Origin of the sequence: Pseudarthrobacter sp. NPDC058329, from assembly GCF_042879835.1 — a bacterium.
Classification (GTDB): Bacteria; Actinomycetota; Actinomycetes; order Actinomycetales; family Micrococcaceae; genus Arthrobacter.
The window spans coordinates 668463-692561 of the sequence record NZ_JBHVZR010000001.1 but is presented as its reverse complement, the minus strand read 5'-3'; the positions used below and the strand labels follow the sequence as shown (position 1 = coordinate 692561).

Below are 24099 nucleotides of genomic sequence, written 5' to 3'. Positions count from 1 at the left end.
ATTAGTTCGTGTTCCCGGCCCGCAGGAGGCCGGCCAGCCGCGCCTCCGTCTGTGGCGTCAACCCGGCTTTCCGCGGCCGGTCCAGGCCGCGTCGGCGTTCGTCGGCCAGCGTGTCCGCCAAGGTGTCCTGCCAGGGCCGGTTCCGCAGGCCGGCATCAACGGCGGCCTTGTTGCTCCTGGCCATAAAGCCCTCGTGCCCGGGCGGGAGCCAGAGCGGCAGCGAATCCGGCCCGGCCCAGGGGCTGACGCCCTGGTCCGCCAGCCATTCCCCGGGGGCGGGCACCAGGTCTCCGTGATGGCCGGCAGCCTGCCGGGACGCGCCGAGGAACTCCCCGAACGGTACCTGGTCCCCCAACGCGTTCAGCGCCCCGGTGGTTCCCTGCCCGGCCGCCAGCAGGATCCAGGCGGCAAGGTCCCGGACATCGATGACCTGGGTGGCGTGGCGCTCGATAGCGGGAACGATGACGGGGTTGCGGTCCCGGGCAAAGCGGGCAGGCCAGTATCCGTAGCGATCGGTGCCGTCCCCCGGCCCGCCGATCAGGCCGGCACGGCACAGGTGGGCGATCCCGCCGGCGGCACCGACGGTTGCCTCCTCGATGGCGACCTTGGATTCGCCGTAGTTTTCCGGGGTTGAAGGAGTGCCGGGCGCAAGTGCCGGGAGGAGGCCCGCGTCTTCAGCGGCGCCGGGAAGCGAAGCGTCGGCATAGACGGAGCAGCTGGAGACGAACGTCCAGTGGGCGGTGCGGTGCGCGAGTGCGTCCAGCGCTTCGCGTGCGGGCACCGGATCGCGGGCGACGTCGATGACCTCGTCCCACTCCCCCTCAACGTCGTCGTAGGCCCCCGCGCCCAGCGAGCGGTCGGCTTTCAGCCAGGCGGCTCCTGCAGGCGGATCGGCGGCGGAACCGCGGGCAAGGCAGGTGACGTTATGCCCTCCGGCGACTGCCTGGCGGACGATTTCTGCGGACAGGAAGGCGGTTCCGCCAAGGACAAGAATGCGCATGCGAACACGCTACGGCGCTAGGGTTAAAGGAGAACAGAGCCTTCCGCGCCGGGCGTAACCGGCGCTCCGGCCCCCGTATCCCGGCCCCCCGGTGAACCCCAGGAGTACTTCCCCCAATGGTCAGCATGTTGTCCATCCTTCCTTCCGCCACCACCGAGCCGGACGGCATCAGCGTCACGGGCATCGTGATCAGTCTCGGTGTGGGCGTCGCCATTTGGCTGGCTGCCACCTTTGTTATCTCCCGCATCACCAGCCGTGTGGCGGCAGGCAGCAACTTTTTCAAGCGCCCCACCTTCAAATGGGCGGCACCGGCCCTGCGGGCCCTGGACCACGAGCGGAGGGTTCAGCGCGCGGAGACCATCGGTTCATTGTTGAACAGCATTGTGGGCGTGCTGGTGGCGGTCATCACCAGCATGTACGTCCTGCAGAACCTGGACATCAACATCGCGCCCCTCCTCACCAGCGTGGGTATTTTGGGTGTGGCCATCGGTTTCGGTGCCCAACAGTTGATCCGCGACTTCCTGGCGGGAATCTTTATTACCATTGAAGACCAGTACGGAATCGGCGATGTGATCGAAACCAGTGAGGTTGTTGGTGTCGTGGAGTCCATGGGCCTGCGCATTACCCGCGTACGGTCCGACGACGGCGCCATCTGGTACCTCCGCAACGGCGAGATCCTGCGCGTGGGCAACCGTTCGCAAGGCAACTACGTGCCCCTGCACGAGACACCGGACGGGACCACGGACCAGGCCAGCGACCACGGTACCGAAACCAAAAAGACTGACCAAAAGGCCGGAGACTAACAAATGACCATCCCCGTGGAGCCGCAGCGGCCCCGTCAGCTGATGCAGAATGATCCGTTCAGCCAGCCCGGTTACACCGACAACTTCTATGACGCTGTGGGCGGCCATGAAACGTTCGTCAAACTGATCGATGTCTTTTACGACGGCGTGGCGACCGATCCGCTGCTGCGGCCCATGTACCCGGAGGAGGATCTGGCCCCCGCCAAGCGCCGGTTCCTGATGTTCCTGGAACAGTACTGGGGCGGGCCCACCACCTATGGGGAAGAGCGCGGCCACCCCAGGCTGCGTATGCGCCACATGCCCTTCACGGTGACGCCGGAGGCCAAAGACCGCTGGCTGTTCCATATGCGGACGGCGGTGGACGCATTGGAACTCCCGCCCCTGTATGAGGGAACCCTCTGGGACTACATGGAGCGCGCGGCCCTCTCGATGGTGAACAGCCCGGCCGGTTAACCGCCAGCGGTTCCGCCGCAGCGGCGGTTCCGTAAGGACGCGAACCGAAGCGATAAGTGGCGGCATTTTCGCAGCACATAAATGGCACGCAAAGTGCCCCCTGACCGACCCCTCACAGAACACCGGTCGCGCCGACGCCGGGTTGTACGCGTCTCCACCCTACGAGGGGATCTCAGCGATTATCATCGTGCCCACCTCAGGAACGATCGAGACCCCGAGCAGGTAGCGGCTCCATGCCAATGATCGCCACGTCCTGCAAGGAAAACCGAGGATCATTGAGCAGCTCGTCCCATTATTCATCGATCATGGGAGCACAATACTGGAACTTTCGGGCGATAGATGGTCAGCCTGCGGCGAGGGCTGTGTTGACGAGTTTGGCGAGTTCGGATGCATCGGCTGCGGTGACTGCACCGACGACGCCGCTTTTCATCGCGGTGACCGCCAGGTTCCCCTTGACTCCGAAGACGGTGAGATTACAGACCTGTTTCTGCCCCTCGGGGGTAGTCTGGATGGTCAACGCTGCCAGTGACTTATCGGCCTGCACCTCGGCGTCCAGAGGTTTCAATTCACTGGTGATCTTCTGTCCCTTCAACTCGACGGTGTAGGTCGAGCAGTCATCCAAGGCCGCTGCGCTCTTCTCAAACTGGGCACTCATCACCGAAGGGTCGTTGACTGCGAATACCGTCATGACCGTTGCCGTTTGGGCCTGCCCCGCAAGGCTAGCGCCGGCAGCGTAGGTGCTGCCTTCAGGAACCTGGGTGTTGTTGTCAAACAAAACGCCGCAAGCATCGGGCGTTATGACGGCGGTTTTCAGCATTTCGCGGGCCGCTATTAACCCTTGGTCGATTTGGGCGGCCGGGACCAGGGTCAGGGGCTGCCCTTGGGCATCCTTTAGGCCGGCCACAATCGCGCTGAGGTCCTCGTTCGTGTAGGTCTTGGCCGGTTGTGAGGTGGGCGGCGCGGATGAGGACTCGGCCGTGGGCGGCGCGGTTGTATTTGTCTGGCCGGACCCGCCGCAGCCGGTGAGGCTTATCGTCGCTGCTGCGATGGCTAGTGTCGCTGGTGCGATGCTTCGGTGCATTAGTGATTCCCGTCCGCTGGGGCCGGTCTGCCTGCGGGTTCCGCGGGCGCATCCCGGAATCGCATCCCCCGGGTGAAATGGCCAGATCTTGACGGGCCCATCCGGCGGGGCGATTGCTCAGAGCCTACGGCCGGAGGGAAAGCTGGCACCAGAGCCGCCGCTACCTGTCTTCCCGCGCCTCACTACCTAACCCGCCAAGGAGTGGCGATGCACCCAGGTGATACGACCGGGTATCGCAGTCCCGTAGCGGCACACTGACGGAACGGCTTGCCTATCACTTCGCAGTCGGCTAGCTAATCCCTTTGGTTGACGTTGAATTCGTCCAGTTCGCGGATCCCGCGACGCCATCGGATCGCTTCGGAAGCACTCTCTAGAGGGTGATCAGCGCCGCGATGTAGAGGGCGGACGCGGACCAGGTTGCGACCATCTGGATCCAGTTGATCGTAAAGTACTTCTGTCGTCCGGCCTCCCAACTTGGCGGCAGCGCCTCGGGGTCCCAGGCCAGAATCACTTTGTAGTGCGGCGTTTTCACGGCGTTCGAGACGATGATGACGCCGAAGAACACGATGCTCAGGCCGATCGCAGTGAGTACGAACGGTGCGGAACCGCGGTCCTCCCAGAGGAGCACGAGTGCCACTATCGGCAGGAGGAACATCCCAAGGGACCAGCCGAGGTTGTACAGCTTTCCCCAAGAGTGGTCCGCGAATCGGAGGAACGCTTCCATGAAGTTGCGGAACTCCCGGCCGTCCATCTCGGCGAGCATCGGCCGCATGATCGTGCACAGCATCCCCAGGAGGCCGCACGCGAGCCCGGACAAGAAGACGGTCGCTGAGAGCACCCATTGCTCACCCGTCATGGCGAGACGCTCTTGTCCCGGCTCTGCGGCCAGTTCGTGAAAGGCGCAGATGCCCAACAGCAGTCAGCGAAGGTAGCGCCAAAGGACCTGAGAGGACTCTACGCGGGACCACCAGGGCGAGAAGGGGTATGGCCAGGCTCACCATGACGAGAAGCAACGAGAACGTCAAAACCGCTGATGCCGGCAAAACGAACAGCTTGAAACTGTCGATGGCTGTATGGACAAGCGCGGGCGCCCAGATCGTGCCGCGTCCCGTCTCATAGAGATACGCCAACGGGACCGAGGTGCTTGCGGCGACGAGCAGTGCACCTATACCCACGGTGGATCCACTTCGGAGGACGATCGGTATGTGGGCCGCGGCTACTAGGGGCATCGTCCAGAGAACGGTGCGCGAGAAGGAGCGTCCCAGCCGCAGCCGGCGGAAAGCATAACCACGCCAGACGAGTTCTTCCGCGAGGCCGTGAAAGGCGAAAAGTCCGATCAAAATCCAGGGCCAGTCGATGACGAGCTCGAGGTCGGCCCCCGTGACGATTTCGGTGGTCGGAAAGACGAGCAACACCAGTACGGACACCACCAAGGAGAGTGCAACGGCGCGCCAGGCGGGCAATCCCAGACCGAGGTGCCGGATCGTCGCGCGCCACGGTGTCCGCGGGGTCGCCCGATCCACCACTACAGCAACGAGCACGACGACTATCAGGATCAAGATGCCCCACCGTCCGGTGGCATCCCATTCGCCGAGCAGGGCGAGCGTGCCCCACAGCAAACCGAACCCGATCAGGAACGGGACCCAGGCGCGGCCGCGCACGACACCCGGCTGGTTCGTCGGCGACGTCGCCGAGGCAGGGTTGGTCGGAGTGATCACGGCGGCCCTTCCGTTCGATGGCAAAAGCGGTCCTCACGGAGTCGTCCCAGTGTGCGCGCGATCAGGCGCCCGGACCAGTGCGCGCGACCGGGCGACTGGAATTATCCGCCACCAACTACTTCAAGAACCTGGCGATGATTTTGTTCATGGGGCTGAGCCTAGCTGGCGGTCTCCATCCCCTGAAGGAGTTAGCACCCTGTTCCGCAACTCATGGTTGGCCTCAAGGGGTCGTTGCAACACCTGCTTTATTGAGGTGTCTTCGAGGGGTCGGTGGTTCGCAGCGCTATTTGGCGCGTGGTACAGCCCGCAAGGGGATCCTTCACCGCGCATCATTATGGATCCACATTTCAGCCTTGGCGGACTAAACGCCAACTGAGTCCTCCCGTCGCTGGCAGGGCGCCTAGGGTTCAGCCGACTGGTCGCGTGCTTTGCCAATGATGGGGCGAAAACCGCGAAGGACTCCTATACCTCCCACGAGTGCCACTACGGCCCCCACGATCATGGCAATGCCGAGAACCCAAGTTCCTGCTGCCAAAAAATAGATGCCGAATGCCACCAATAGCGCAGACGAAGCAAAGCTAATTGAGACTCCGACTATCACGCTCGTTCGCAAACCACTCATGTCTATCGTCCTTGGTGATTGAACCCAGCGGCTGCTTCCTCTTCGAGGCAGCGGTCATCTTTGGCCCGAGCCTACTTTCGAAAATGCGTACCCGTCGAGGGTCAGGAATTCAATCGAGGTGGCAACGTTGCCTGCGTGACGTCCGGTAAAGGATCCTCAACCGGGCGCCCGATTTATAGCCCAGTACGGTAGCCCTGCAGGTAGCGTTCGCGAACCTCGAACCAATCGTTGGGTCCGGGCTTTCCGGGATAGGGCAACGGTGTCATCGCCAACCGCGATGAAGGAATGACGCCCACCTGCCACTGATCTTCATAAATGATCTCACCAGGATCAGCTGAAGTTTCGCACTCCCAAAAGACGCTGTTTGTGTCAAGCGTCTCTAGGAGCGGCTGAAGACGGTCCGCCATATCGTCGGCCTGTTCCTTGAATCAGGTAACTGCGCCGATGGAGTTCCCATCTGCATAAAAGGGCGGGTTGGGCAGGTTCTCCTGAAACCAGGCATCGGTATGGGCGTAGCGGGTGATTTCCTCCTCGCTGAGTCGCCCCACCCGGCGAAGATGGTCCACCGCCACGAATACGCCGACAGGGGCGCCCGTGCGCCCGACATAGTTCGACTGGAATCGTTGGAATTTCGCCATACCGGCATAATTCCACCTCCAGGTCTTCGCCACCTAGCCAATCGAGGTGCTCGCCCTTATACCGATCGGTTTGCGGGGCGAAGCGATTTCGTGACTCTTAGCCGTAGACTCAGCTCAGACCATGTCGCGCCGGGTTCGGCCTGGTCTAGTCATCAACGATATAGCGACGGATATGCAAATTTCTCAAAAGAGGGTTGGGGCTTCCTCATAATGAGGAAATGAAGCCCCAGTTCGAGAAGCCACGGGTCGGACTCAGGCGGCGCCCGGCCGCGTTTCTTACCGCATGTGCGTTCGGAGGAACTGTCGTACTTGCTGGCTGCAGTCCATCCATTTTTTGGGCACCTCCCTACATGCCACCTCCTTACTCTGTGATTCCATCGAGCGCCGCAATCGGTGAGACCGTGACAGTCGCAGCTCAGGACTCCGAGTGCGATCCCCGCTACGGCGAGAACGCTGAGATCAATGTGAATGTCACAGACGCGGGAGGCAAGCGGATCATCAGTACAACCGCGCCGATGCATGATGCTGGCGGTTTCACCTACTCTTTTCAACTGCCGGCCAACGCCACCCCTGGAGAGGCGGCCGTAGGGGCGTATCCACACGACGTTGACTGGTGCGACGACACGGGAAAGAACAACCGCGTCTCTGCCGCGGAGAAGCCCTTCATTCGTGCATCGTGCGCAGCTCGCATCGAGCCTCTGCTAATCACGGATCCGAGATAGTTCGAGTTGTGCGATAAGGGATCGGTAACCGGACCTGGCGAACGCCCGTGACGCCCGCGCTGAGCCGCGTCTGGCCCACCGTGTCCGATTCATGGCCGGGTATGCTGACAGGCATGGGAATGGTCCCGATGAGGTTCTGGTGTGTCACCTCGGTGGCCACGCGGCAGGCGTCCCGGTGAGGGCCCTCGTGCCGGCCGGTGTTCTGGCCGTACTGCTGCTGATAACCGGCTGCACCGACATCGGCGAGGTGACCGGTCCTACGCAACAGACGCCTTCCGGGTCCGCGCGTTTGCCAGGCCCGTCGAGCACATCGCCGCTAGCCGTGGAGTCTGCTCCGGGTGTCTCGCCGAGCAGCCAATCGGCTACCTCTAAGTCGCTCACTCCCGAAGAACTGCTCGCGCTGAATCAGAACCTGATCGGGGCGGCCTGGGACAACAATGTCACCCAAGCTCGCCAGCTCATCGCCGCTGGCGCTGACGTCAACTACGAGGACGAGACCGAACAGAGCGCTTTCCTCATCGCAGCGAGTGAGGGCTACATCGAGCTACTGGACCTCACCCTGCGCAACGGTGCAGACGTCCACGCGCGCGACAGCTACAACGGCACCGCCCTGATCCGCGCCGCGGAGCGTGGCCACGCGGTCGTGGTGCGAAGGCTGCTGGAGACGAAGTGGACGTTAACCACGTCAACAATCCGGGCTGGACCGCACTGCACGAGGCGATCATCCTGGGCGATGGCTCGCCCCGGTACGTGGAGACCGTGCAGCTGCTCGTCGAAGGGGGCGCCAACGTGAGGCTCCCCGTCCAGCGCGATGGTCTGACGCCCTTGCAACACGCCACGTCCCTGGGCTTCCAGGAGATCGCTGCCATTCTGCGCAACGCGACGGAACAGTAGGCCGCGGATGCCGCCACAACAGCAGGAGAAGTGTCGCCACTATCGACACGAGCCGCTGCGTGGCCAACCGAAACGATGCTCACCCATGTCAGCAGCCACCCGAGCGCCCGTAAGCCGATCCCTCAACGTGCGCCTAAGAAGCCTTTGAGTGCATAGATCCACTGGTCGAAGGAATCTAGATGGGCATCGTGTGTTGCCCCGGCGAGGTCGATGCGCGAGACGTTCCGCCCGCGGCTAATGAATTGGTCCTTCTGCTCGTCACTAAACATCCCGTGGTCGGCGAAGAGCACAAGTGTCTGCGTATTGATGCTTTCCCATTCGTCCCACCGTGGGGACATGACTGCGGAAAGGGTTCTGGTCATCACCTCCGGATCGAACCGGGGGTAGAACCCGTCCTGGCGTTCTTCGAGGTCCGCTACCCATGCCCGCGACAGCGGATTATCACCGAGAGCGGCTTGAGCTGTCTTCCTGGTTGCATACGGAACTTCCCATAACCGGAAGTAGTCGCCGACAGCCTTTGCCTCCTCAGTATTTCCGCCGTTGGCGTTGCACTCCAGGAGGACGAGCCGCCGTACCAGGTCCGGGCGTAATGCTGCAGCGAGCATCGCCGTATGTGCTCCCATTGACTGACCCACCAAGTCAACGACGCCAAGGCCTTCGGCCTCGATTATGTGGAGAACGTCGTCGACGAACGCCTGGCGTGACGTATCGACGGGGAACCGGGTACTTAACCCATGGCCGCGCTGGTCAATGAGGACAACCCTCCGCCCTGCTAGCGCCTGTGCGGTGCCGAAGAACTCCCTGCTGCTTCCTGCAAGCCCGTGAAGAATTACCACCGCAGGATCTGCACCATGGAAAACCCTGTAAGAGACGCTCGTGCCATCATTCATTCTGGCCTCGCGGACTATGTTCCTCATCTGACGATCTTAGAAGTAGGCCCCTCCCTGCCCCGTAGACGCAAGGACGTACGAGAGGGCTCCCGTAGGCTGACCTAGTGCTGCACCTCCTTATTGACACCTCTACATGTCTCGACCTTGCGCAACGTCGGGACGGGCAGCGCTGGATCGTCGCTCTGCGGATACTCATCCACGAGGGAAAGGTAAAGCTGCTGGTCCCGCCTGTAGTCATCGAGGAATTCGATCGCAACGAAGCCCGCGTACAGGTGGCGATGACGTCCAGTATCGCGGCTCGGTTTAGGCAAATCCGCCAGGATCTCGTGACCTACGGCAGTGACGACGATGGTCATGCCGTGGAGGTTATCGAAAACCTCGGTCGGCATCTCCCGCTCGTCGGAGCGATGACGACCCGGAACTTCCGTGAAGTCCGTGAGCTCCTAGTCGCTGGTCAGGTAGTCGAGCAATCGGAGGTCGAGACGAACCGCGTCGTCGAGCGTGGGTTGAGAAAGACAGCGCCATTCCACAGCGGGAAGAACAGTGTGGCCGACGCCGTCATCTTCGAGCTCTACCGGACTGCCACACAGGAAGCGGACCTCTCAACACAACCGCATGCCTTTATCACCTCCAATCACACCGACTTTTCTCGGACGAATGGCGATAGGCGGGAGCCGCATGACGACCTTGCGGATGCATTTGACGGAACTGGTAGCCGGTACGCCCTCGGGGTGGACGGCCTCAATATGATCCTGTGCGATCACTTCGGTGAGGAAATCGATGAGCTCTTCGAGGAGAATGACTTCCAAGAAGAGCCACGCCGACTGGACGAGATTCTCGCCGCGGAGACGGAGATGTTCGACCGTATCTGGTACCACCGTTCCTTGCAGCACGATTACCGCGCCAAACGGGAATGGGACGTAGAGGAGCTTGAGAGCCATCAGGCCATCGCCGGCCCTGCCCGTGCGCGAGTCGAGGCTACCTATACCAAACCCGGGCAGCTCGGGCCGTACACGGACTTCGAGCTCGGGATGCTGCACGGGAAGATGAGTGCCTTGCGATGGGTGCTTGGTAGCGAGTGGGACTTTCTCGACACCTAATCTGTTGTCCGTAAGCCGATCCCCAAACGGACGACTCTGAGTATTGTCCGTCTCCTGGAGGCGCTAAGCATGGTCTGATGGACGGATGAAGAACTGGGTTTGGGGCGTAACAGGAGTAGCTACGTTATGCATGGCTTTAGCGCTGATCGCAGTGGGTTTCCTTCAGCCTGGAGTCACATGCGCTGAAGACGATAGTTCCGCCGGCTGCCCGTCGACGCCTGTTCATGCAGTAATGCTGGGATCAGGCACTGTTCTACTTCCAACGGGTATCTTGTTCCTGATTCGATCAGGGAAACAAGAACTCCTGGCACCGGATTTGGTAGCTCCATTCAAGTAGCGGACTGTTCAAGGTCGCTACGAGTGGCACGTTGATGGATCCTCAACCAGGCGCTCGATTTATAGCCCAGTACGGTAGCCCTGCAGGTAGCGTTCGCGAACCTCGAACCAATCGTTGGGTCCGGGCTTCCCGGGATAGGGCAACGGTGTCATCGCCAACCGCGATGAAGGAATGACGCCCACCTGCCACTGATCTTCATAAATGATCTCACCAGGATCAGCTGAAGTTTCGCACTCCCAAAAGACGCCCCTTGCGTCAAGCGTCTCTAGGAGCGGCCCAAGACGATCCGCCATATCGTCCGCCTGTTCCTTGAACCAGGTAACTGCGCCGATGGAGTTCCCATCTGCATAAAACGGCGGGTTGGGCAGGTTCTCCTGAAACCAGGCATCGGTAAGGGCGTAGCAGATGATTTCCTCCTCGCTGAGTCGCCCCACCCGGCGAAGATGGTCCACCGCCACGAATACGCCGACAGGGGCGCCCGTGCGCCCGACATAGTTCGACTGGAACCGCTGGAATTTCTCCATACCGGCATAATTCCACCTCCAGGTCTTCGCCACCTAGCGAATCGAGCTGCATGTCCGTAAGCCCATCGGCTTACGGACGCCAAAAGCGAGCATCCGGACGGCTTGCATGAGACCTTGCGCTTGTATCTACAGGGACCCTGGGGGCCAGCATGATCAGGAAATCGGTGGCGATCTCGATGCTCGCGCTGGCGGTGAGCCTTGCCCTCCTGGTAAGCGGCGGAATCGCGTTCTGGCACGCCGGGATAGTTGCGGACGAGAATAACTTGACGACAAACTTCCCGCTTTTCCTGTGGGTTCCATTCGGGGCGGGACTCATCGGCTTCATGATTAGCCTCCCTTGGTTCCTAGGCATGGTTACCACCCCATCACGGCCGAGGAGTAAGTAAGCGCTAGAGGACCGGCTAAGGGACGGCGGGACTGCTTGACTACAGCCGTAGCTCAATGAATTCGTGTTCGTATCTGTCGGGTTTCATGTAATCGGACACAAACTCCAGCTCCAGCCCTTGGTCGGTCCACACCGCACGGTATGCCCCATCGCGGAACGGATCGTGGGCGTTATTGGTAGTCAGCGACCCTACCTTCACATAAGTGGGCCAGTTTCGGGGCTCGTAGATCGTGAAACCGCCCGCGAGGAGGACTGTCCTGTTAACGATCAGCACGCTTCGTCCGTCATTCGGAGATTGCAGCGTGTACGCAGTAACCGGGGTGAGCAGAAACATCGCTACCGCCAAGTAGGCGGAAACTAAGCCGACGCAGATTCCAACTACCCAGCCGGATGCTTTCACGAGGCGAGCGACCCACCGACGTCGAGTACTGGCAACTGCATATCGAGCCGATAAGTCGATTCCAGCGATGGCTGGCACCATCGCCAGGAGGGAAAGGAGGGTTCCCAAAGTCATGGTGTTAATGTCCGGAGCGAGAAGAAAATAAATGTCTGCGGAATCTAGCTGAAGCAGCGTCCAAGACATCAGCCCGAGACAGGCCGCCACCAGAAGCCATGCGAATCCCAGCCAGATGGAGGTTCGCGGACGATCTCGTGCAATGGCCAATATGGCTTCCTCATCGACGGTCATTTCTGGTGCCTCACTCCTAGCATCGTTGTTGGGTGGCAGAACCATCCTTCACCGGATACTCGCCACATTCTCCTCAGCTGGCGGCTACGAACTCGGTATCGACGGGCAGCCAAACTAGACCTCGACGAACCACTGACGATAACGCTGGCCGCAGCCCCCTTAGGAATGCGGCGTCTCCATGAGGTTGGCCGTGCCATACGCCGTCTTTTCAGCAAAGTTATAGATCACAACGCTACGAACGGGCTCGGGCATCGCCTCCCACATCCTGGGATCCATCTCGATGCGCTGACTACTCGATCCGCTGAGCGGCAGCGGCCCCAGCTCAATGAGTGTCGACGATGACAGCTCCAGTTCACCACTGGGCCCGGGGCGCACGGTCCCAGGACTCAGCACGAGACGGACCCCGTCTCCGGGACCTGTGGCAAAGCCTTCCAGCTGCACGAACGCACTGGACTCTGTGACACGGACGGTGGCCGTCCCAGTGGTAGTCGCTCCTTGCGACTGAAACTGTCCCTGCAAAGTCACGGGAACGGCAGCGGCCGTGGCGATGGGAGTCGAAGACGGTTGACTCAACTCACTTGCCGGGTCCGGCGCGGTCTCTGCGTAGGTGCAGCCGGCCAGGCCTGAAACTAGCAAGCTCACGAGCAGCGTCGATCGAAGAAGCTTCATTATTATTCCCCCAATGATTTTCGTTCATACGCACATTACCCGAGAGGTATCTGCGCAGATGGTCGTAAGGTGATGCGTTAACGCTCGTCCAAGAGTGTCGTCTCTAGGATTGCCCTATGAGCACTAAGCCGCGCACCGTCGAAGCCGTTCGGACTGAAATCGTTTCCGCGATTGCCGAAGTCCGCACAGCCGCTCGGTTGGGTCAGGATGAGCAGCGAGCCCATACCGCTGACTGGCTCGACGGGTTGTTCGCCGGCGTCTCTGATCGGCGTGGCCTGCGCGAAGCATCAGCCCAAGGCCTCACCCTTTATCGCGGCGGGATGGGCTCATTCAGAGACGTAGGTTATGCAGCTGCAGGACACGCCGTTGACCGTCTGTATGCTGCCTTCGGCGCGGCCGGTCCTGGTTCCTGCGCAACTCCTGACCAACAAATTCTGGCCTGCGGAGGCCTATGGGCTAACGGGCACCAGGGCTTCACTTGTCTCGCCGGCTTACGGGTGATGGTGTGACTCTGGGCGATCGCTCGAATTCCGCCACGAACCGATCAAATCCACATCCGTGTTGGAGGAAGTCTCGGTTTTGCTTGGCCCGGCTGTCGATAGAGAGGGCCGCAGTGCTGGAGTAGATCCTTCCCGTCGCTCTAGCGGCGGCGCGAACCGGCGTGGAGGCCCACGAGATTGGATGACTAACTGCTCTAATGATCTGATGACGTCACAGAAACTGAATCCGCCCGCGAAGGCCCGCGTTGGCGATCGGGTTGCGATCCTCTCTCCAGCATTTGCGGCACCAGCCGTCTCGGAAGCTGTTCACGAGCAGGCTATGAAGCGATTGACGGAAACCACCGGGTTGATACCAGTCGAGTACCCAACTACACGGCAGCTCGGCGCAAGCGCCCAAGCTCGGGCTGCTGACGTCACCGCCGCGTTCGCCGACCGCACGGTACGGGCCGTAGTTGCGACGATCGGTGGCGACGACCAGATCACCATCGTCAAGCACCTCGACGCCGATGTCATCGCCGACAACCCGAAGCCGTTCCTGGGCTACAGCGACAACACGAACCTGCACAACTTTTTGTGGGGCCTCCGGATCCCCAGTTACTACGGCGGTTCGACGCAGGTGCACCTGGGAGCAGGTCCGCGTGTGGATGACGTGCACCTGGTCTCGCTTCGCGCCGCACTAATCGAAGGCGGAACCATTGAGCTGACCGATCCGGGAGAGTCGGAAGACTATGGCATCCCTTGGACAGACCCACGCGCTCTGACCCGGTTCGGTGTCCGCGAGGCGACAGAACCATGGGTCTGGTCCGGTCCAAAGACGGTCGTGGAAGGACGGTCGTGGGGCGGTTGCCTAGAGGTGATTGACCAGATCGCGATGGCTGACCGGATGCCATGTGTTGGCGACCTCGAAGGGGCGATCCTGCTCTTCGAAACTAGCGAGGAGCTGCCTGCCGCAGACGAAGTGAAGAGATGGGTGCGAGCCCTGGGCGAGAGGGGAATCCTTGAAGCCGCCGCCGGCGTGCTGGTTGCCCGCCCACCAGTCAGCCGACTAGGGGAACCTGTTCCGGCAGTGGATGAACGAGCCCGACTAAGGGCAGAACAGCGCGAAGTGATCATCGGACAGGTCAGCGCGTACAACCCCGACGCGGTCATCTGCGTCGGAGTTCCCTTTGGCCACACCCGACCCCAATGGGTCCTTCCCCACGGCGGACTCATCCGTCTAGACGGAAGCAAAAAAACAATTACCGCTAACTACAGCTGAAGCGTCCGGTAAAGGACCGGCTTACGGGCGCCGGCGCAGGTGTACTTCTGTGAAGATGACGATATGAAGAAGTTCATGCGATCGCTGGCAAGCAACATTCTCGACGTCATAGGACCAGGGCGCCGGCTCGTCGCAATCGACGGTGTGGACGGCAGTGGCAAGACAACCTTCGCCGCAAAACTGGTATCCGGGATCCGGAATCGCCCTGTGGCCGTCATCCACGCCGACGACTTTCTGAATCCCTCGGTCGTACGGCATGCCAAGGGACGTGCCTCACCGGAAGGGTTCTGGAAAGACACCTACAACTACGCCGCCTTGCAAGATCAGCTACTCAGACCGCTCGGGCCAAGAGGGACCGGCTGGTACTCACCGGCCTCCTACAATTCAGTGACCGATCGACCTTTGCAAGTGGATGCCCTGCTCGCCCCATCAGATGCACTCATCTTTGTGGAAGGCATGTTTCTGCACCGCGATGAATTGGCCTCCTACTGGAACGCTTCCGTATTCCTGGACGTTCCTTTCACCGAAACCGCGGCACGTATGGCAGTTCGGAATGGCAGCAACCCGGATCCCGAGCTCCCAATAATGCGCCGATACGTCGGAGGACAACGCCTCTACTTCGACGCGGCACGCCCATGGGAACGCGCGACGTTCGTGGTGAATAACTCGGTTTTCACGTCACCGAGAGTCATCAGCCCCGACATGGTTTCAAGTGCCCGCTGAGGGATGGCTCTGCGCTCATCATTCGTAAGCCTGAGCCGGGCTGGGTGGAACGCTGACGAGGCGCGGGCACTGCCCTGCGACTCCCGCACGCAAGCAGAACTATGTGGAGAAAGGGGGGACACCCAGCATCCAGAAGATCAGTGACGCTACGACGACGACGGCCATGGCGGCGCCGAGCGCCCCAGACAAGGCAAGCCTGTCAATTCTGTCGGCGTCCTCGCGGAGTAGGACGTATGCGACGCCGAAGGCGGTTAGGAAAGCCCAAGGCAGAAACGACGGGAAGAAGAAATCCATCGAACCCTCCTTCAGCGCTGGTCTCGTCAGTCCTACCCCGTCATTGTCCTTCCCTCTGCAGCCAGCGAGCAATCGTATGGGAACCTCATTGAAAACTGCATCAAGCGGTAACAAGTGCCTGAATAACTGTGGATTCTGAGAAAACGTCGAATTGAGAATCCCGCGGACGATCGCTCATCGAAGTTGTGACTTTCGGCAGTAAATGGCGGCTTTTTTGACAGGCGCAATTTGTCGCGTATTGCACCCCGGTAGAGGATCTCCTAACGGGCGAGCTCCTCGCCAGGTCGGGCAAAGAGCGACGTATTGAGTGAACAGAAGCGCTGGCACGAGCGTGCATGGACCGATGCGCGGAAGGTACCCTGCTAAACCGGAGGTAGTCCCACCCCCATAGGGGACCACTCCGCTTCTTCCGGCTCGTCGCGTCCCCCCAGCCCGGACAGCAAGATGTCGAGACAACGCCGAGACTCAGTCACGAATTGCTCCAGGATTGGCATAACGTCAAACACGGTATCCCGGTACGTGAGCTGCACCTTCATGGCTGGGCGGAGGATCATGTGGCCGATCGTTCGGATCGGAGCTCCCGCGTGAATTGTCCCGAGCACCACGCCATCGCTGAATCTGACGTCGGAGAACATTTCAATGCGGGGGACGGCCTGGTTATCGTGATCCTCATACTCGAAGGAGCCTCCGAGGTTAATCTCGTGAATGTCAGCCGAGACAGTCAGGATGTCGCGGTGCTTGTCCTGGATGTCGAGTTCGTGAAGCATCGAGAGGAACGACACCCCTCTTGTTTGCATGTACGTGAACGGTTGCAGAATCCGGAGCCGCTCCTGGAACTCAGGATTTATCTCGCCCACCCAGTCGTTCAGGGCCCTTTTCCACTGCTTCTCGTTGATGCAAATGGGAAAGTACACAGACTTGGGGCGCGTGGGCTCGGTATCGTTGAAGTGCGCCATACCCCACGCAACAGCATCGAAGGCGCTTCGAAGGTTGTGCAGGGCGTCACCGACGTCGAGCGCCCAATCGTGCTTTGGGATTCCTTTGGGTGCTCGGGCAACGAGGTCGATCCCCAAGCGGTCCTCACGTAAGACTGCGTCTAGCGAAACCGGGGCGCTTGCCTGCCACTCAACGAACTTGGCCTGAAGCAGGGCAACGTGCAAGTTCCCCCGACTCCACTTGAGGTCGGCCCAAGTAGTGAAGTTGATGCCGCCGATGAGACGGATGGGCTCGACTAATGGCGCTTGGTCATCTTCTGCGGGAGCGTCCTGAGTCACGGGTCAAGCATGACAGACCCTACAGACAACACTCGCGTATATGCGTTCGCACGAACTGCAGCAAGAAAGGGGTGCCCGACGCCCGTAAGCCGGTCGATCACCGTGCCCACGAGATGCGCCGCCACGTTCCGCGCATCTGCTGGCTCATGCCATGTACGTAAGACCCGCACGATCAAATGCACGGTGATGGGGGGATTACTGCAACCATGGTCCTCACGACTGGAATGAAGATCGGTTATGCCGGGTCTCGACTAACGACCAGGACCTTACCGCGCAACGTAATGCCCTCCTTGCCTTGGGTGTAGAGGAAGCCCAGATCTTCATCGATCACGGACTTACTGGAGCGAACCGGGTCGCCCCGGGCTCCGTGAAGCGATGGCGGCGTGCCGAGCTTGCGACCCGCTCGTGGTCACTGAGCTCGGCCGGTTGGCCCGCTCACTTTTCTGTTGCCAAGAACATTGCCGACGAACTGACAGCAAAAGGGGTGGTGCTCCGTCTCGGCGGCAGCACCCACGACCCGACTGACCCCGTAGACCGGCTGCTGTTCAACGTCTCGGGCATGGTGGCCGAGTTTGAGGAAGATCTGATCCGGATGGGCACTCGCGAGGGCATGGCGGCTGCAAAAGCGAAGGGGCGGCTGAAAGGCAAGCAGCCCAAGTTGTCCCAGACGCAGCGGAAGCATCTCCTGACCCTGCACGATGCGGCGAGCATACCCAGGCCGAATTGGCCGAGCTGTTCCGGGTGTCCCGGACAACGGGTACCGCGAGCTCCAAAGGCGCACTACCTGATGACCTGCGCTGTGCCGACTGCTGGGAAGGCCACTTAGCTCTGCAAAGAAGGCCCCTTAGCGTTGCGATTCACACCGTAAGGACGCCGGCTTGTTGTTAGAGAAGTCCGCTGCCGGTCCGCGCAAGGACGTGTCCGCGCGGACCGGAGAGCCGGAACCAGCGGCCGGCACGGTAAAGCTTCTGCTCGCCGTCCGCAAGGAAACCAAGGGCCAGGGCAGCGAAGGCGGCTCCCGCCGGAAGCCCGGATCCATCAAGCTCCCGGCCCCAGACGGCAGCCCGGGCGTTGTTGACGATCAGCGCGCCGGGCTTGTCCGGCACGATTCCGGCCACTTCGGCGATGCCGGCCTCCGCAGCCTGCCGCAGTGCTGCATCGCTTCGCGGACCCAGCAGTTCCCATCCGCTCCTGGGGGCGCCGACGCCTGTCCAGGACTCGGTGACGGTGGACGGCGGCACCGGCAGCTCGACGTCGTCCTCCCCCGCCCGCGCGAGCCGGTCCAGCACTGCCGCCAGCGGAACGGTGACGTCCGTCCCGGACGGCTCAGCCAGCGCCATGGTGCGCAGCCCCAGGATGGTGGGGGTTGATTCACCAAGCACCCGGGGCCGCAGCACGCAGACGTACGCGGCGAGGACGGAACCCGCCGCCTGAAGCCGGATGGCGCCGTCGTCAATTGTCTTGGCGCGCGTGGCAAAGGTTTTCAGGTCGGCGAGATCCTGCGGATCGGCGAAACGGAAGGACGAGGTGAGGAGATCAGACACACCAAGAACACTACCGGCTGCACCTTTGTTGAGCAGTGCCGGGGCGCCGTCTAGAGTCGAACCATGACTGAAGCCGACGCGGAAATCCTGGCGCTCCCCAGCGACGACCCCACCTCATCTCTGATCTCCCTTCTTGACCTGGGTGAGCTGGAAGGGGCCCGGACCGACGAGGACATCTTCCTGGGCCCGTCGCAGCAGCAGCCCCACCACCGTGTGTTCGGCGGCCAGGTGCTGGCCCAGTCTCTGGTTGCCTCCATCAGGACGGTGGACCCGGGCCGTTTTGTCCATTCCATGCACGGCTACTTCCTCCGCCCAGGGGACGCAAACAAGCCCATAACTTTCGGTGTCCAGCGCCTCCGGGACGGCCGCTCCTTCTCCGCGAGGCGGGTCCATGCCTACCAGGAAGGCGTGCCCATCCTGTCGATGATCGCCTCCTTCCAGGGCGACGACGAAGGGCTCGAGCACGAGTCCGTGATGCCAAGCGGCATTCCCGACCCCGAGTCGTTGCCCAGCACCGCCGACCTGCTGGGAAAGTTCGACCATCCGGTGGCGCGGCACTGGGCGTATGAGCGGCCCTTCGACATCCGGCACGTTGATCCGCCGCTGTACATCTCGGCGAAGGGTGAACGGGAAGCACGCAATGCCGTGTGGATGAAGACCTTCGGCCCCATGCCGGACAATCCCAACCTGCACCGCGCTGCCCTGGCGTACGTCAGCGACTACACCCTGCTGGAATCGATCCTGCGCCGCCATGGCCTGAGCTGGATCACTCCCGGAATGAACGTTGCCAGCCTGGACCATGCCATGTGGTGGCACCGTCCCGCCCGGGTGGACGAGTGGCTGCTGTACGTCCAGGAATCGCCGAGCGCCCAGGGTGCCCGCGGGCTGGCGACAGGCAAGATCTTCAACCAGGCAGGCCAGCACGTTGCCTCCGTGGCGCAGGAAGGCATGGTCCGCGTGCCCACCGACCTGAAGAACAAGGTAGTGGGTGCTTTCCAGTCGAAGGTGATGGAGCACCAGCTGCGCAAAGCGGGCCGGGACTAGCCTTCCGGCCGTGTCCCGGCAGCGCCCTGGCACAAACGCCAACAGGCCGGCACCCCTGGGTGCCGGCCTGTCTCTGCCTGTGGCGGCTGACGCTGTTGCGCCTGTCGCGGGACGTGTCAGTCGCGGGTCAGGCGGCGGTGCGTGACGCGGTGCGGTTTGGCCGCATCCGGGCCGAGCCGCTCCACCTTGTTCTCCTCGTATGATTCGAAGTTGCCCTCAAACCAGTACCACTTGGACGGGTTTTCCTCGTCACCTTCGTAGGCCAGGATGTGGGTGGCCACCCGGTCAAGGAACCAGCGGTCGTGCGAGACCACCACGGCGCAGCCGGGGAATTCCAGCAGAGCGTTTTCCAGGCTGCTCAGGGTTTCGACGTCGAGGTCGTTAGTGGGCTCATCGAGGAGCAGCAGGTTGCCACCCTGTTTGAGGGTCAACGCCAGGTTCAGGCGGTTGCGCTCACCGCCGGAGAGCACACCTGCCTTCTTCTGCTGGTCCGGGCCCTTAAACCCGAAGGCGGCAACGTACGCCCGGGACGGCATTTCCACGTGGCCCACCTGGATGAAGTCCAGGCCGTCCGAGACAACCTCCCACAGCGTTTTGTTGGGGTCGATGCCGCCGCGGCTCTGGTCAGCGTAGGAGATCTTGACGGAGTCGCCGATCTTCAGGTCGCCGCCGTCGAGCGGCTCCAGTCCCACGATGGTCTTGAACAGCGTGGTTTTGCCCACGCCGTTGGGGCCGATAACACCCACGATGCCGTTGCGGGGCAGGCTGAAGGACAGTCCGTCGATCAGTGTCCGGTCCTCGAAGCCCTTCTGCAGGTTCTTGGCCTCCAGCACCAGGCCACCGAGGCGGGGTCCCGGCGGGATCTGGATTTCCTCGAAGTCCAGCTTGCGGGTCCGGTCTGCCTCTGCGGCCATCTCCTCATAGCGGGCGAGGCGGGCCTTCGACTTGGTCTGGCGGCCCTTGGCGTTGGAGCGCACCCACTCCAGCTCTTCGGTAAGGCGCTTGGCCTGCTTGGCGTCTTTCTTGCCCTGGATTTCCAGGCGCGCCCGTTTCTTCTCCAGGTAGGTGGAGTAGTTGCCCTCGTACGGGTACAGGTGGCCGCGGTCCACCTCGGCGATCCATTCGGCCACGTGGTCCAGGAAGTAGCGGTCGTGTGTGACGGCCAGGACTGCGCCGGCGTAGCTGGAGAGGTGCTGCTCGAGCCACAGCACGCTCTCGGCGTCCAGGTGGTTGGTGGGCTCGTCCAGGAGCAGCAGGTCCGGCTTCTGCAGGAGCAGCTTGCACAGGGCAACACGGCGGCGCTCACCGCCTGAGAGGTTGGTGACGTCGGCGTCCGCCGGCGGGCAGCGCAGCGCATCCATGGCCTGCTCCAGCTGGGAGTCCAGGTCCCACGCGTCTGCAGCGTCAATGGCTTCCTGCAGGTGTCCCATTTCCTCGAGGAGGGTGTCGTAGTCAGCATCGGGGCTGGCCATTTCCTCGGAGATTTCGTTGAAGCGCTGGATCTTGCCGTAGATCTCGCCCACGCCTTCCTGGACGTTGCCCAGGACGGTTTTTTCTTCGTTAAGGGGTGGTTCCTGCAGGAGGATGCCCACGGTGTAGCCGGGGCTGAGCCGGGCCTCACCGTTGGAGGGGATGTCCAGCCCGGCCATGATCTTCAGGATGGTGGACTTACCGGCACCGTTCGGGCCCACAACACCGATCTTGGCGCCAGGAAAGAAGGACATGCTTACGTCGTCAAGAATGAGTTTTTCGCCAACGGCTTTGCGGGCCTTGGTCATTGTGTAGATAAATTCCGCCATGGTTCCAAATCTAGTGGGTTGGCCGGCATATCTCACATTCGGGGCACCCGGATCAGGAGCCTACAAAGCACTTGCCGCTGGCCAGTACCGGAAGGACGGCCACTGTTACGGCACCGTCGCGGACCTGGCCGATGACACAGTCGCCGCCTTCAAGCACTGAGGCTTCGATGGCATCGGCTTCGAGCCCTGTGGGGGTCCGGCTCTGCGAAACCTGCAAGGCTGCCACTGGGATGCCCGCTCCGGTCAGGGCCTCCGTCACCTGCGCCGTGGCGGGCTTCGGTGATCCTGCCGCCAGCCTTCCCAGGGCGTCCGTTACGGTCTTCCGGACCGCTTCGGTGGCGGCGGACTCCGGACTTGCTGCCGATTGCCCTGCGGTTGGAGCGGCAGGCGGTCCTGCCGGAGGTGTTTCCGCCGTGACCGGATTGGTCCCGGTGCCGGCTGCGGATGAGGCCGCCGTTGTTGGCTCGGCCGTCCCCGGCTGGACACCCGACGGCACCCCGCCCACGCATCCTGACAGGGCGAGTGCCAGGGCAGTTCCAGTCACTGCCGGTACCAGGCGGCGTGCGGCCTGGCCAAACGCTGAGGGAGCAGCCGATGATGCGCCGGCCATAAGGTTCTGCCGGTGGTCAGGGGTGGTCCGCATGGTGTCATTCTGCCATGTGGTCCGGCAGCGGTTCACCACCTGGGCGGGCAGGGCGCGGCCGGGGGGTGCAGCGGTCCTGCCCGCCCAGGAAACCAGGGAGAACGTTGACAGGGGAAATTCCTAGACTCCGGATTCGGCGAGTTCCCCCGTTTCCAGGTCCAGGGAGACCAGGTCGCCGTTGCTGTCCTCGATGTACGCTGCGGCGGGATCGCCGCCGTCAGCCAGGTCTTCGTCGCTATCCTCCGGATCGTCGAAGGGTCCATCCGCGCCCGCACGGGGATCTGCGTCTAAGCCCGGTTCCTGCTCCACGAGCGAGAGGAGTGGTTTGGTGGAGGATCGGGTGAAGTTGGCGGTGCCCCATGTGAGGTCATGACCCACGGCGTCGGCATCGATGGTGTGTGAGTAGTAAACCCTGCCGTCCTTTTCCCAACTGCGGATTTTCAGCTTTCCAACCACGATGACGGGCTGGCCTTTCCTGATGCTGCAGCCCATGCTTCCCGCCAGGTGCCGGTAGCCCTGGACCGAGAACCAATTCGTATGGCCATCCACCCACTGGCCGTCCTTGTCACGTCGGCGGGAATTGGATCCGATGCGGAAGGAAGCGGTGGCCACTCCCCCTGTTGTGGTGGAGCTCTTGATCTCGGTGGCAACGAAGCCCCGGATGGTTATCGTGTCGCTCATCTCTACGTCCTGTCTTCTAGTGGTGCCCTAGCAGGCAAGACCAGCATCGCGCCGCCGGGAGGCCGCTGGGGAGGCAGCACTTGCGCTATGTGCACAACCAGCGACTGGACGGCCCTGTGGAGGAAAAGATCCCTCCGCACGTCGTTGAAGGCGCCTGCACTGCAGGCAATGTAAACTTTTTGAGGCGCCGGAATTCAGCTCCGACACCACTGCCCCAGTAGCTCAGGGGATAGAGCAGCGGCCTTCTAATCCGCCGGTCGGGGGTTCGATTCCCTCCTGGGGCACATGGACAAGCGGCTTCGACCTGCATAAACAGCAGGCCGAAGCCGCTTGCCGTGCTTTTGGGCTACGTCGCCGCCGGCCCTGCTGGTTGTCCGGACCCGCGTGGGGCCGGGTGCACGGCCGGGGCTCCGGTGCGGATGACCCACCAGCCCAATACCGCCATCACCACGCCAATCGGTATCCCGTAAGGGGGCAGCCCGGCGTTGTACCCAAGGACGCCTGCCACCACGAACAGCACACCGATCCATGCGGGGAACATGCGTGACCGCCAGCCGGCGATGCCAAAGACCATCCAGCCGAGGGCGAAAAGCACATAACTGGAAAGCCCGCCGACCGCCAGCATGCCGGACCCGCCGGCGAGGATGGCGCCAGGGGCGGCGTCGGCGATCCAGGGGCCCGCGAAGCCGTCAAACCACATATTGCCTGCCATGTCCAGGGTGCCCACAAGCGCAAAGCAGAACCCCACTGCGCCCAGCCCTCCGGCCCGGCCGTCGAGCCTGAAGTAGACGGACACCAGTGCCAGGACAAGCCCGATGAACACCACCCAGTACAGGGCGTTCGCAGCAATGAAAGGCGCCTGCCTCATCATTCCGATCCGGTCGAGGCTGCGGTCGGCCGCGAGCAGGCGGGCCGTGTCCACGGCGGCGAAGACAAGGCCCGACACCAGTGCGATAGGGCCGGCGGCTTTGGCTAGTGGCGAGGTCATTTTTCCTCCTGGCGTGGATGGGGGTTGCCGGGCCTGGCGGAAACCCGGGCGCCGTTCCCGCGGCCACTGGATTCCCGCCGTCGTTCACAGGGGACGTCTCCTCAACGAGAAAGCGCTGACGGCGATGGCTGGGCGGGGTGCCTTGCGCCAGGCCTGCCGGTCCAGCGCCATCGTGCCAAGAACAGCAAGGACAACCACCGCGAGGTAGACCAGTTCCACGCGGCCGGCGTCGGCGCCGGTGAAGCCAAAGGAACCCATCGTGAGAGTGCCCTGGCTGTTATGGAACAGGAGCGTCAGCAGGACGCTGCCGCCGGTCCGGTTGAAAAGCCACACGTAGAGGAAGGTGATGGCGAACGTCGTCGGCAGTCCGGTCGGGCTAAGCCCGCCGAAGAGGACCAGGGGCAAGTGCCACAGGGCCACCAGGACACCCAGGACCGCCGCGGACACCAGCGGAGAGCGGGACGCCTGCAGCAGCGGGAGGGCGTAGCCGCGGAAACCGGGCTCCTCGCCCAGCGGCCCGTCCAGCGGATTGACCAGCCGGACGGCGAAGAAGGTCAGCATCCCGCTCCACGTCAGGTGCGCGAGGCCTGGAGCGGCGGCGCCCAGCGCCATGGTGGTAAGCCCCGCAGCCAGGACAAGGAGGACGGGGAGGAACAGCGCGACGGCGTACCAGACCCACCCCACCCGCCACCGGATGAGACGCCGTCCCCACGCGCGGAAGCCCGCTCTGCCCTCGGCCAGGACGATGACGATAACCGCCGCGGCCAGCGGACCTACGGGCAGGAATTCCATGCGGGGAATCAGCCCTGCTGCGTACGCGGGCCACG

General features: G+C 62.3%; 28 protein-coding genes, 1 tRNA gene and 1 pseudogene. 13 read left to right on the top strand and 17 right to left on the bottom strand.

Annotated elements, in window-relative coordinates; translation table 11 throughout:
* Position 1: 1 nt before the first annotated feature.
* Positions 2 to 1000 (bottom strand): epimerase, encoded by a 999-nt coding sequence (locus ACFVYC_RS03305; protein WP_387546507.1) that lies wholly within the window; start codon positions 998 to 1000, stop codon positions 2 to 4.
* A gap of 116 nt (positions 1001 to 1116) precedes the next feature.
* Here ACFVYC_RS03305 and ACFVYC_RS03300 point away from each other — a divergent pair, with 116 nt between their 5' ends.
* Together ACFVYC_RS03300 and ACFVYC_RS03295 are read left to right on the top strand one after the other, a co-directional pair.
* A complete protein-coding gene (locus ACFVYC_RS03300; RefSeq protein WP_387546505.1) occupies positions 1117 to 1803 on the top strand; it encodes a mechanosensitive ion channel family protein in 687 nt (228 codons plus the stop codon).
* Between the two features lie 3 nt (positions 1804 to 1806).
* Entirely contained in the window at positions 1807 to 2256 is a 450-nt protein-coding gene (locus ACFVYC_RS03295; RefSeq protein WP_387546502.1) for a globin, read from the top strand.
* Between the two features lie 343 nt (positions 2257 to 2599).
* Here the strand turns inward: ACFVYC_RS03295 and ACFVYC_RS03290 are convergent, their stop codons facing one another.
* The 4 genes from ACFVYC_RS03290 to ACFVYC_RS03275 all read right to left on the bottom strand — a co-directional run bounded on the left by ACFVYC_RS03290 (position 2600) and on the right by ACFVYC_RS03275 (position 6315).
* Positions 2600 to 3337, bottom strand: coding sequence for a hypothetical protein (locus ACFVYC_RS03290; RefSeq protein WP_387546499.1), 738 nt, complete (start codon positions 3335 to 3337; stop codon positions 2600 to 2602).
* A gap of 370 nt (positions 3338 to 3707) precedes the next feature.
* Entirely contained in the window at positions 3708 to 4193 is a 486-nt protein-coding gene (locus ACFVYC_RS03285) for a hypothetical protein (RefSeq protein WP_387546496.1), read from the bottom strand.
* On the bottom strand, positions 4183 to 5055 hold the full coding sequence (locus tag ACFVYC_RS03280; protein ID WP_387546493.1) for a CPBP family intramembrane glutamic endopeptidase: 873 nt from the start codon (positions 5053 to 5055) through the stop codon (positions 4183 to 4185). The genes ACFVYC_RS03285 and ACFVYC_RS03280 overlap by 11 nt, the downstream gene beginning before the upstream one ends.
* Before the next feature lie 1050 nt (positions 5056 to 6105).
* Positions 6106 to 6315 carry a hypothetical protein gene (locus ACFVYC_RS03275; RefSeq protein WP_387546490.1) on the bottom strand — a complete coding sequence of 70 codons (210 nt, stop codon included), beginning with the start codon at positions 6313 to 6315 and terminating at the stop codon, positions 6106 to 6108.
* A gap of 401 nt (positions 6316 to 6716) precedes the next feature.
* Between ACFVYC_RS03275 and ACFVYC_RS03270 the strand changes: the two genes are divergently transcribed.
* From ACFVYC_RS03270 to ACFVYC_RS03260, 3 genes and pseudogenes are all read left to right on the top strand, one after another.
* Entirely contained in the window at positions 6717 to 7037 is a 321-nt protein-coding gene (locus ACFVYC_RS03270) for a hypothetical protein (RefSeq protein ID WP_387546488.1), read from the top strand.
* 91 nt (positions 7038 to 7128) lie between these two features.
* Positions 7129 to 7641 (top strand): annotated as a pseudogene (locus ACFVYC_RS03265) (hypothetical protein); the annotation flags it as partial.
* A gap of 65 nt (positions 7642 to 7706) precedes the next feature.
* Positions 7707 to 7931 (top strand): ankyrin repeat domain-containing protein, encoded by a 225-nt coding sequence (locus ACFVYC_RS03260; RefSeq protein WP_387546485.1) that lies wholly within the window; start codon positions 7707 to 7709, stop codon positions 7929 to 7931.
* A 122-nt stretch (positions 7932 to 8053) separates the two neighbouring features.
* On the opposite strand, the gene ACFVYC_RS03255 is transcribed toward ACFVYC_RS03260, so the two are convergent.
* The gene (locus tag ACFVYC_RS03255; protein ID WP_387546482.1) at positions 8054 to 8848 is read right to left on the bottom strand and encodes an alpha/beta fold hydrolase; all 795 of its coding nucleotides are present in this window, start codon (positions 8846 to 8848) and stop codon (positions 8054 to 8056) included.
* Between the two features lie 77 nt (positions 8849 to 8925).
* Between ACFVYC_RS03255 and ACFVYC_RS03250 the strand changes: the two genes are divergently transcribed.
* Positions 8926 to 9921 (top strand): PIN domain-containing protein, encoded by a 996-nt coding sequence (locus tag ACFVYC_RS03250; RefSeq protein WP_387546479.1) that lies wholly within the window; start codon positions 8926 to 8928, stop codon positions 9919 to 9921.
* Positions 9922 to 10317: 396 nt separating this feature from the next.
* Here the strand turns inward: ACFVYC_RS03250 and ACFVYC_RS03245 are convergent, their stop codons facing one another.
* Positions 10318 to 10782 (bottom strand): hypothetical protein, encoded by a 465-nt coding sequence (locus ACFVYC_RS03245; RefSeq protein ID WP_387546477.1) that lies wholly within the window; start codon positions 10780 to 10782, stop codon positions 10318 to 10320.
* Between the two features lie 149 nt (positions 10783 to 10931).
* Here ACFVYC_RS03245 and ACFVYC_RS03240 point away from each other — a divergent pair, with 149 nt between their 5' ends.
* Complete coding sequence (locus ACFVYC_RS03240) at positions 10932 to 11168, top strand: hypothetical protein (protein ID WP_387546474.1); 237 nt, start codon at positions 10932 to 10934, stop codon at positions 11166 to 11168.
* Positions 11169 to 11207: 39 nt separating this feature from the next.
* On the opposite strand, the gene ACFVYC_RS03235 is transcribed toward ACFVYC_RS03240, so the two are convergent.
* Together ACFVYC_RS03235 and ACFVYC_RS03230 are read right to left on the bottom strand one after the other, a co-directional pair.
* Positions 11208 to 11855 (bottom strand): hypothetical protein, encoded by a 648-nt coding sequence (locus ACFVYC_RS03235; RefSeq protein WP_387546471.1) that lies wholly within the window; start codon positions 11853 to 11855, stop codon positions 11208 to 11210.
* A gap of 159 nt (positions 11856 to 12014) precedes the next feature.
* Positions 12015 to 12524: a hypothetical protein gene (locus ACFVYC_RS03230; protein WP_387546469.1), complete on the bottom strand. Its 510-nt coding sequence runs from the start codon at positions 12522 to 12524 to the stop codon at positions 12015 to 12017.
* A 116-nt stretch (positions 12525 to 12640) separates the two neighbouring features.
* On the opposite strand from ACFVYC_RS03230, the gene ACFVYC_RS03225 reads away from it, so the two are divergent.
* The 3 genes from ACFVYC_RS03225 to ACFVYC_RS03215 all read left to right on the top strand — a co-directional run bounded on the left by ACFVYC_RS03225 (position 12641) and on the right by ACFVYC_RS03215 (position 15005).
* Positions 12641 to 13033: a DUF6966 domain-containing protein gene (locus ACFVYC_RS03225; RefSeq protein ID WP_387546466.1), complete on the top strand. Its 393-nt coding sequence runs from the start codon at positions 12641 to 12643 to the stop codon at positions 13031 to 13033.
* Between the two features lie 196 nt (positions 13034 to 13229).
* Positions 13230 to 14282 (top strand): S66 peptidase family protein, encoded by a 1053-nt coding sequence (locus ACFVYC_RS03220; protein ID WP_387546463.1) that lies wholly within the window; start codon positions 13230 to 13232, stop codon positions 14280 to 14282.
* Between the two features lie 63 nt (positions 14283 to 14345).
* A complete protein-coding gene (locus ACFVYC_RS03215) occupies positions 14346 to 15005 on the top strand; it encodes a uridine kinase (RefSeq protein WP_387546460.1) in 660 nt (219 codons plus the stop codon).
* A gap of 99 nt (positions 15006 to 15104) precedes the next feature.
* On the opposite strand, the gene ACFVYC_RS03210 is transcribed toward ACFVYC_RS03215, so the two are convergent.
* The gene (locus ACFVYC_RS03210; protein WP_387546457.1) at positions 15105 to 15299 is read right to left on the bottom strand and encodes a hypothetical protein; all 195 of its coding nucleotides are present in this window, start codon (positions 15297 to 15299) and stop codon (positions 15105 to 15107) included.
* 362 nt (positions 15300 to 15661) lie between these two features.
* On the bottom strand, positions 15662 to 16573 hold the full coding sequence (locus ACFVYC_RS03205; protein ID WP_387546454.1) for a hypothetical protein: 912 nt from the start codon (positions 16571 to 16573) through the stop codon (positions 15662 to 15664).
* A 295-nt stretch (positions 16574 to 16868) separates the two neighbouring features.
* On the opposite strand from ACFVYC_RS03205, the gene ACFVYC_RS03200 reads away from it, so the two are divergent.
* Positions 16869 to 17399 (top strand): recombinase family protein, encoded by a 531-nt coding sequence (locus tag ACFVYC_RS03200; RefSeq protein WP_387546451.1) that lies wholly within the window; start codon positions 16869 to 16871, stop codon positions 17397 to 17399.
* Positions 17400 to 17457: 58 nt separating this feature from the next.
* On the opposite strand, the gene ACFVYC_RS03195 is transcribed toward ACFVYC_RS03200, so the two are convergent.
* Entirely contained in the window at positions 17458 to 18117 is a 660-nt protein-coding gene (locus ACFVYC_RS03195) for a hypothetical protein (protein ID WP_387546448.1), read from the bottom strand.
* A 63-nt stretch (positions 18118 to 18180) separates the two neighbouring features.
* On the opposite strand from ACFVYC_RS03195, the gene ACFVYC_RS03190 reads away from it, so the two are divergent.
* Positions 18181 to 19161, top strand: coding sequence for an acyl-CoA thioesterase (locus ACFVYC_RS03190; protein WP_387546445.1), 981 nt, complete (start codon positions 18181 to 18183; stop codon positions 19159 to 19161).
* Positions 19162 to 19277: 116 nt separating this feature from the next.
* Here the strand turns inward: ACFVYC_RS03190 and ettA are convergent, their stop codons facing one another.
* The 3 genes from ettA to ACFVYC_RS03175 all read right to left on the bottom strand — a co-directional run bounded on the left by ettA (position 19278) and on the right by ACFVYC_RS03175 (position 22284).
* Positions 19278 to 20960, bottom strand: a complete 1683-nt coding sequence (ettA, locus tag ACFVYC_RS03185) for an energy-dependent translational throttle protein EttA (RefSeq protein WP_387546442.1) — start codon at positions 20958 to 20960, stop codon at positions 19278 to 19280.
* 52 nt (positions 20961 to 21012) lie between these two features.
* On the bottom strand, positions 21013 to 21603 hold the full coding sequence (locus ACFVYC_RS03180; RefSeq protein WP_387546439.1) for a DUF6993 domain-containing protein: 591 nt from the start codon (positions 21601 to 21603) through the stop codon (positions 21013 to 21015).
* 120 nt (positions 21604 to 21723) lie between these two features.
* Positions 21724 to 22284 carry a single-stranded DNA-binding protein gene (locus tag ACFVYC_RS03175; protein WP_387546436.1) on the bottom strand — a complete coding sequence of 187 codons (561 nt, stop codon included), beginning with the start codon at positions 22282 to 22284 and terminating at the stop codon, positions 21724 to 21726.
* Between the two features lie 211 nt (positions 22285 to 22495).
* On the opposite strand from ACFVYC_RS03175, the gene ACFVYC_RS03170 reads away from it, so the two are divergent.
* Positions 22496 to 22568: transfer RNA gene (locus ACFVYC_RS03170), tRNA-Arg, on the top strand.
* A 62-nt stretch (positions 22569 to 22630) separates the two neighbouring features.
* On the opposite strand, the gene ACFVYC_RS03165 is transcribed toward ACFVYC_RS03170, so the two are convergent.
* Both ACFVYC_RS03165 and ACFVYC_RS03160 read right to left on the bottom strand, forming a co-directional pair.
* Positions 22631 to 23272, bottom strand: coding sequence for a hypothetical protein (locus ACFVYC_RS03165; RefSeq protein ID WP_387546434.1), 642 nt, complete (start codon positions 23270 to 23272; stop codon positions 22631 to 22633).
* Between the two features lie 84 nt (positions 23273 to 23356).
* The gene (locus ACFVYC_RS03160; RefSeq protein ID WP_387546431.1) at positions 23357 to 24064 is read right to left on the bottom strand and encodes a CPBP family intramembrane glutamic endopeptidase; all 708 of its coding nucleotides are present in this window, start codon (positions 24062 to 24064) and stop codon (positions 23357 to 23359) included.
* Positions 24065 to 24099 lie beyond the last annotated feature (35 nt).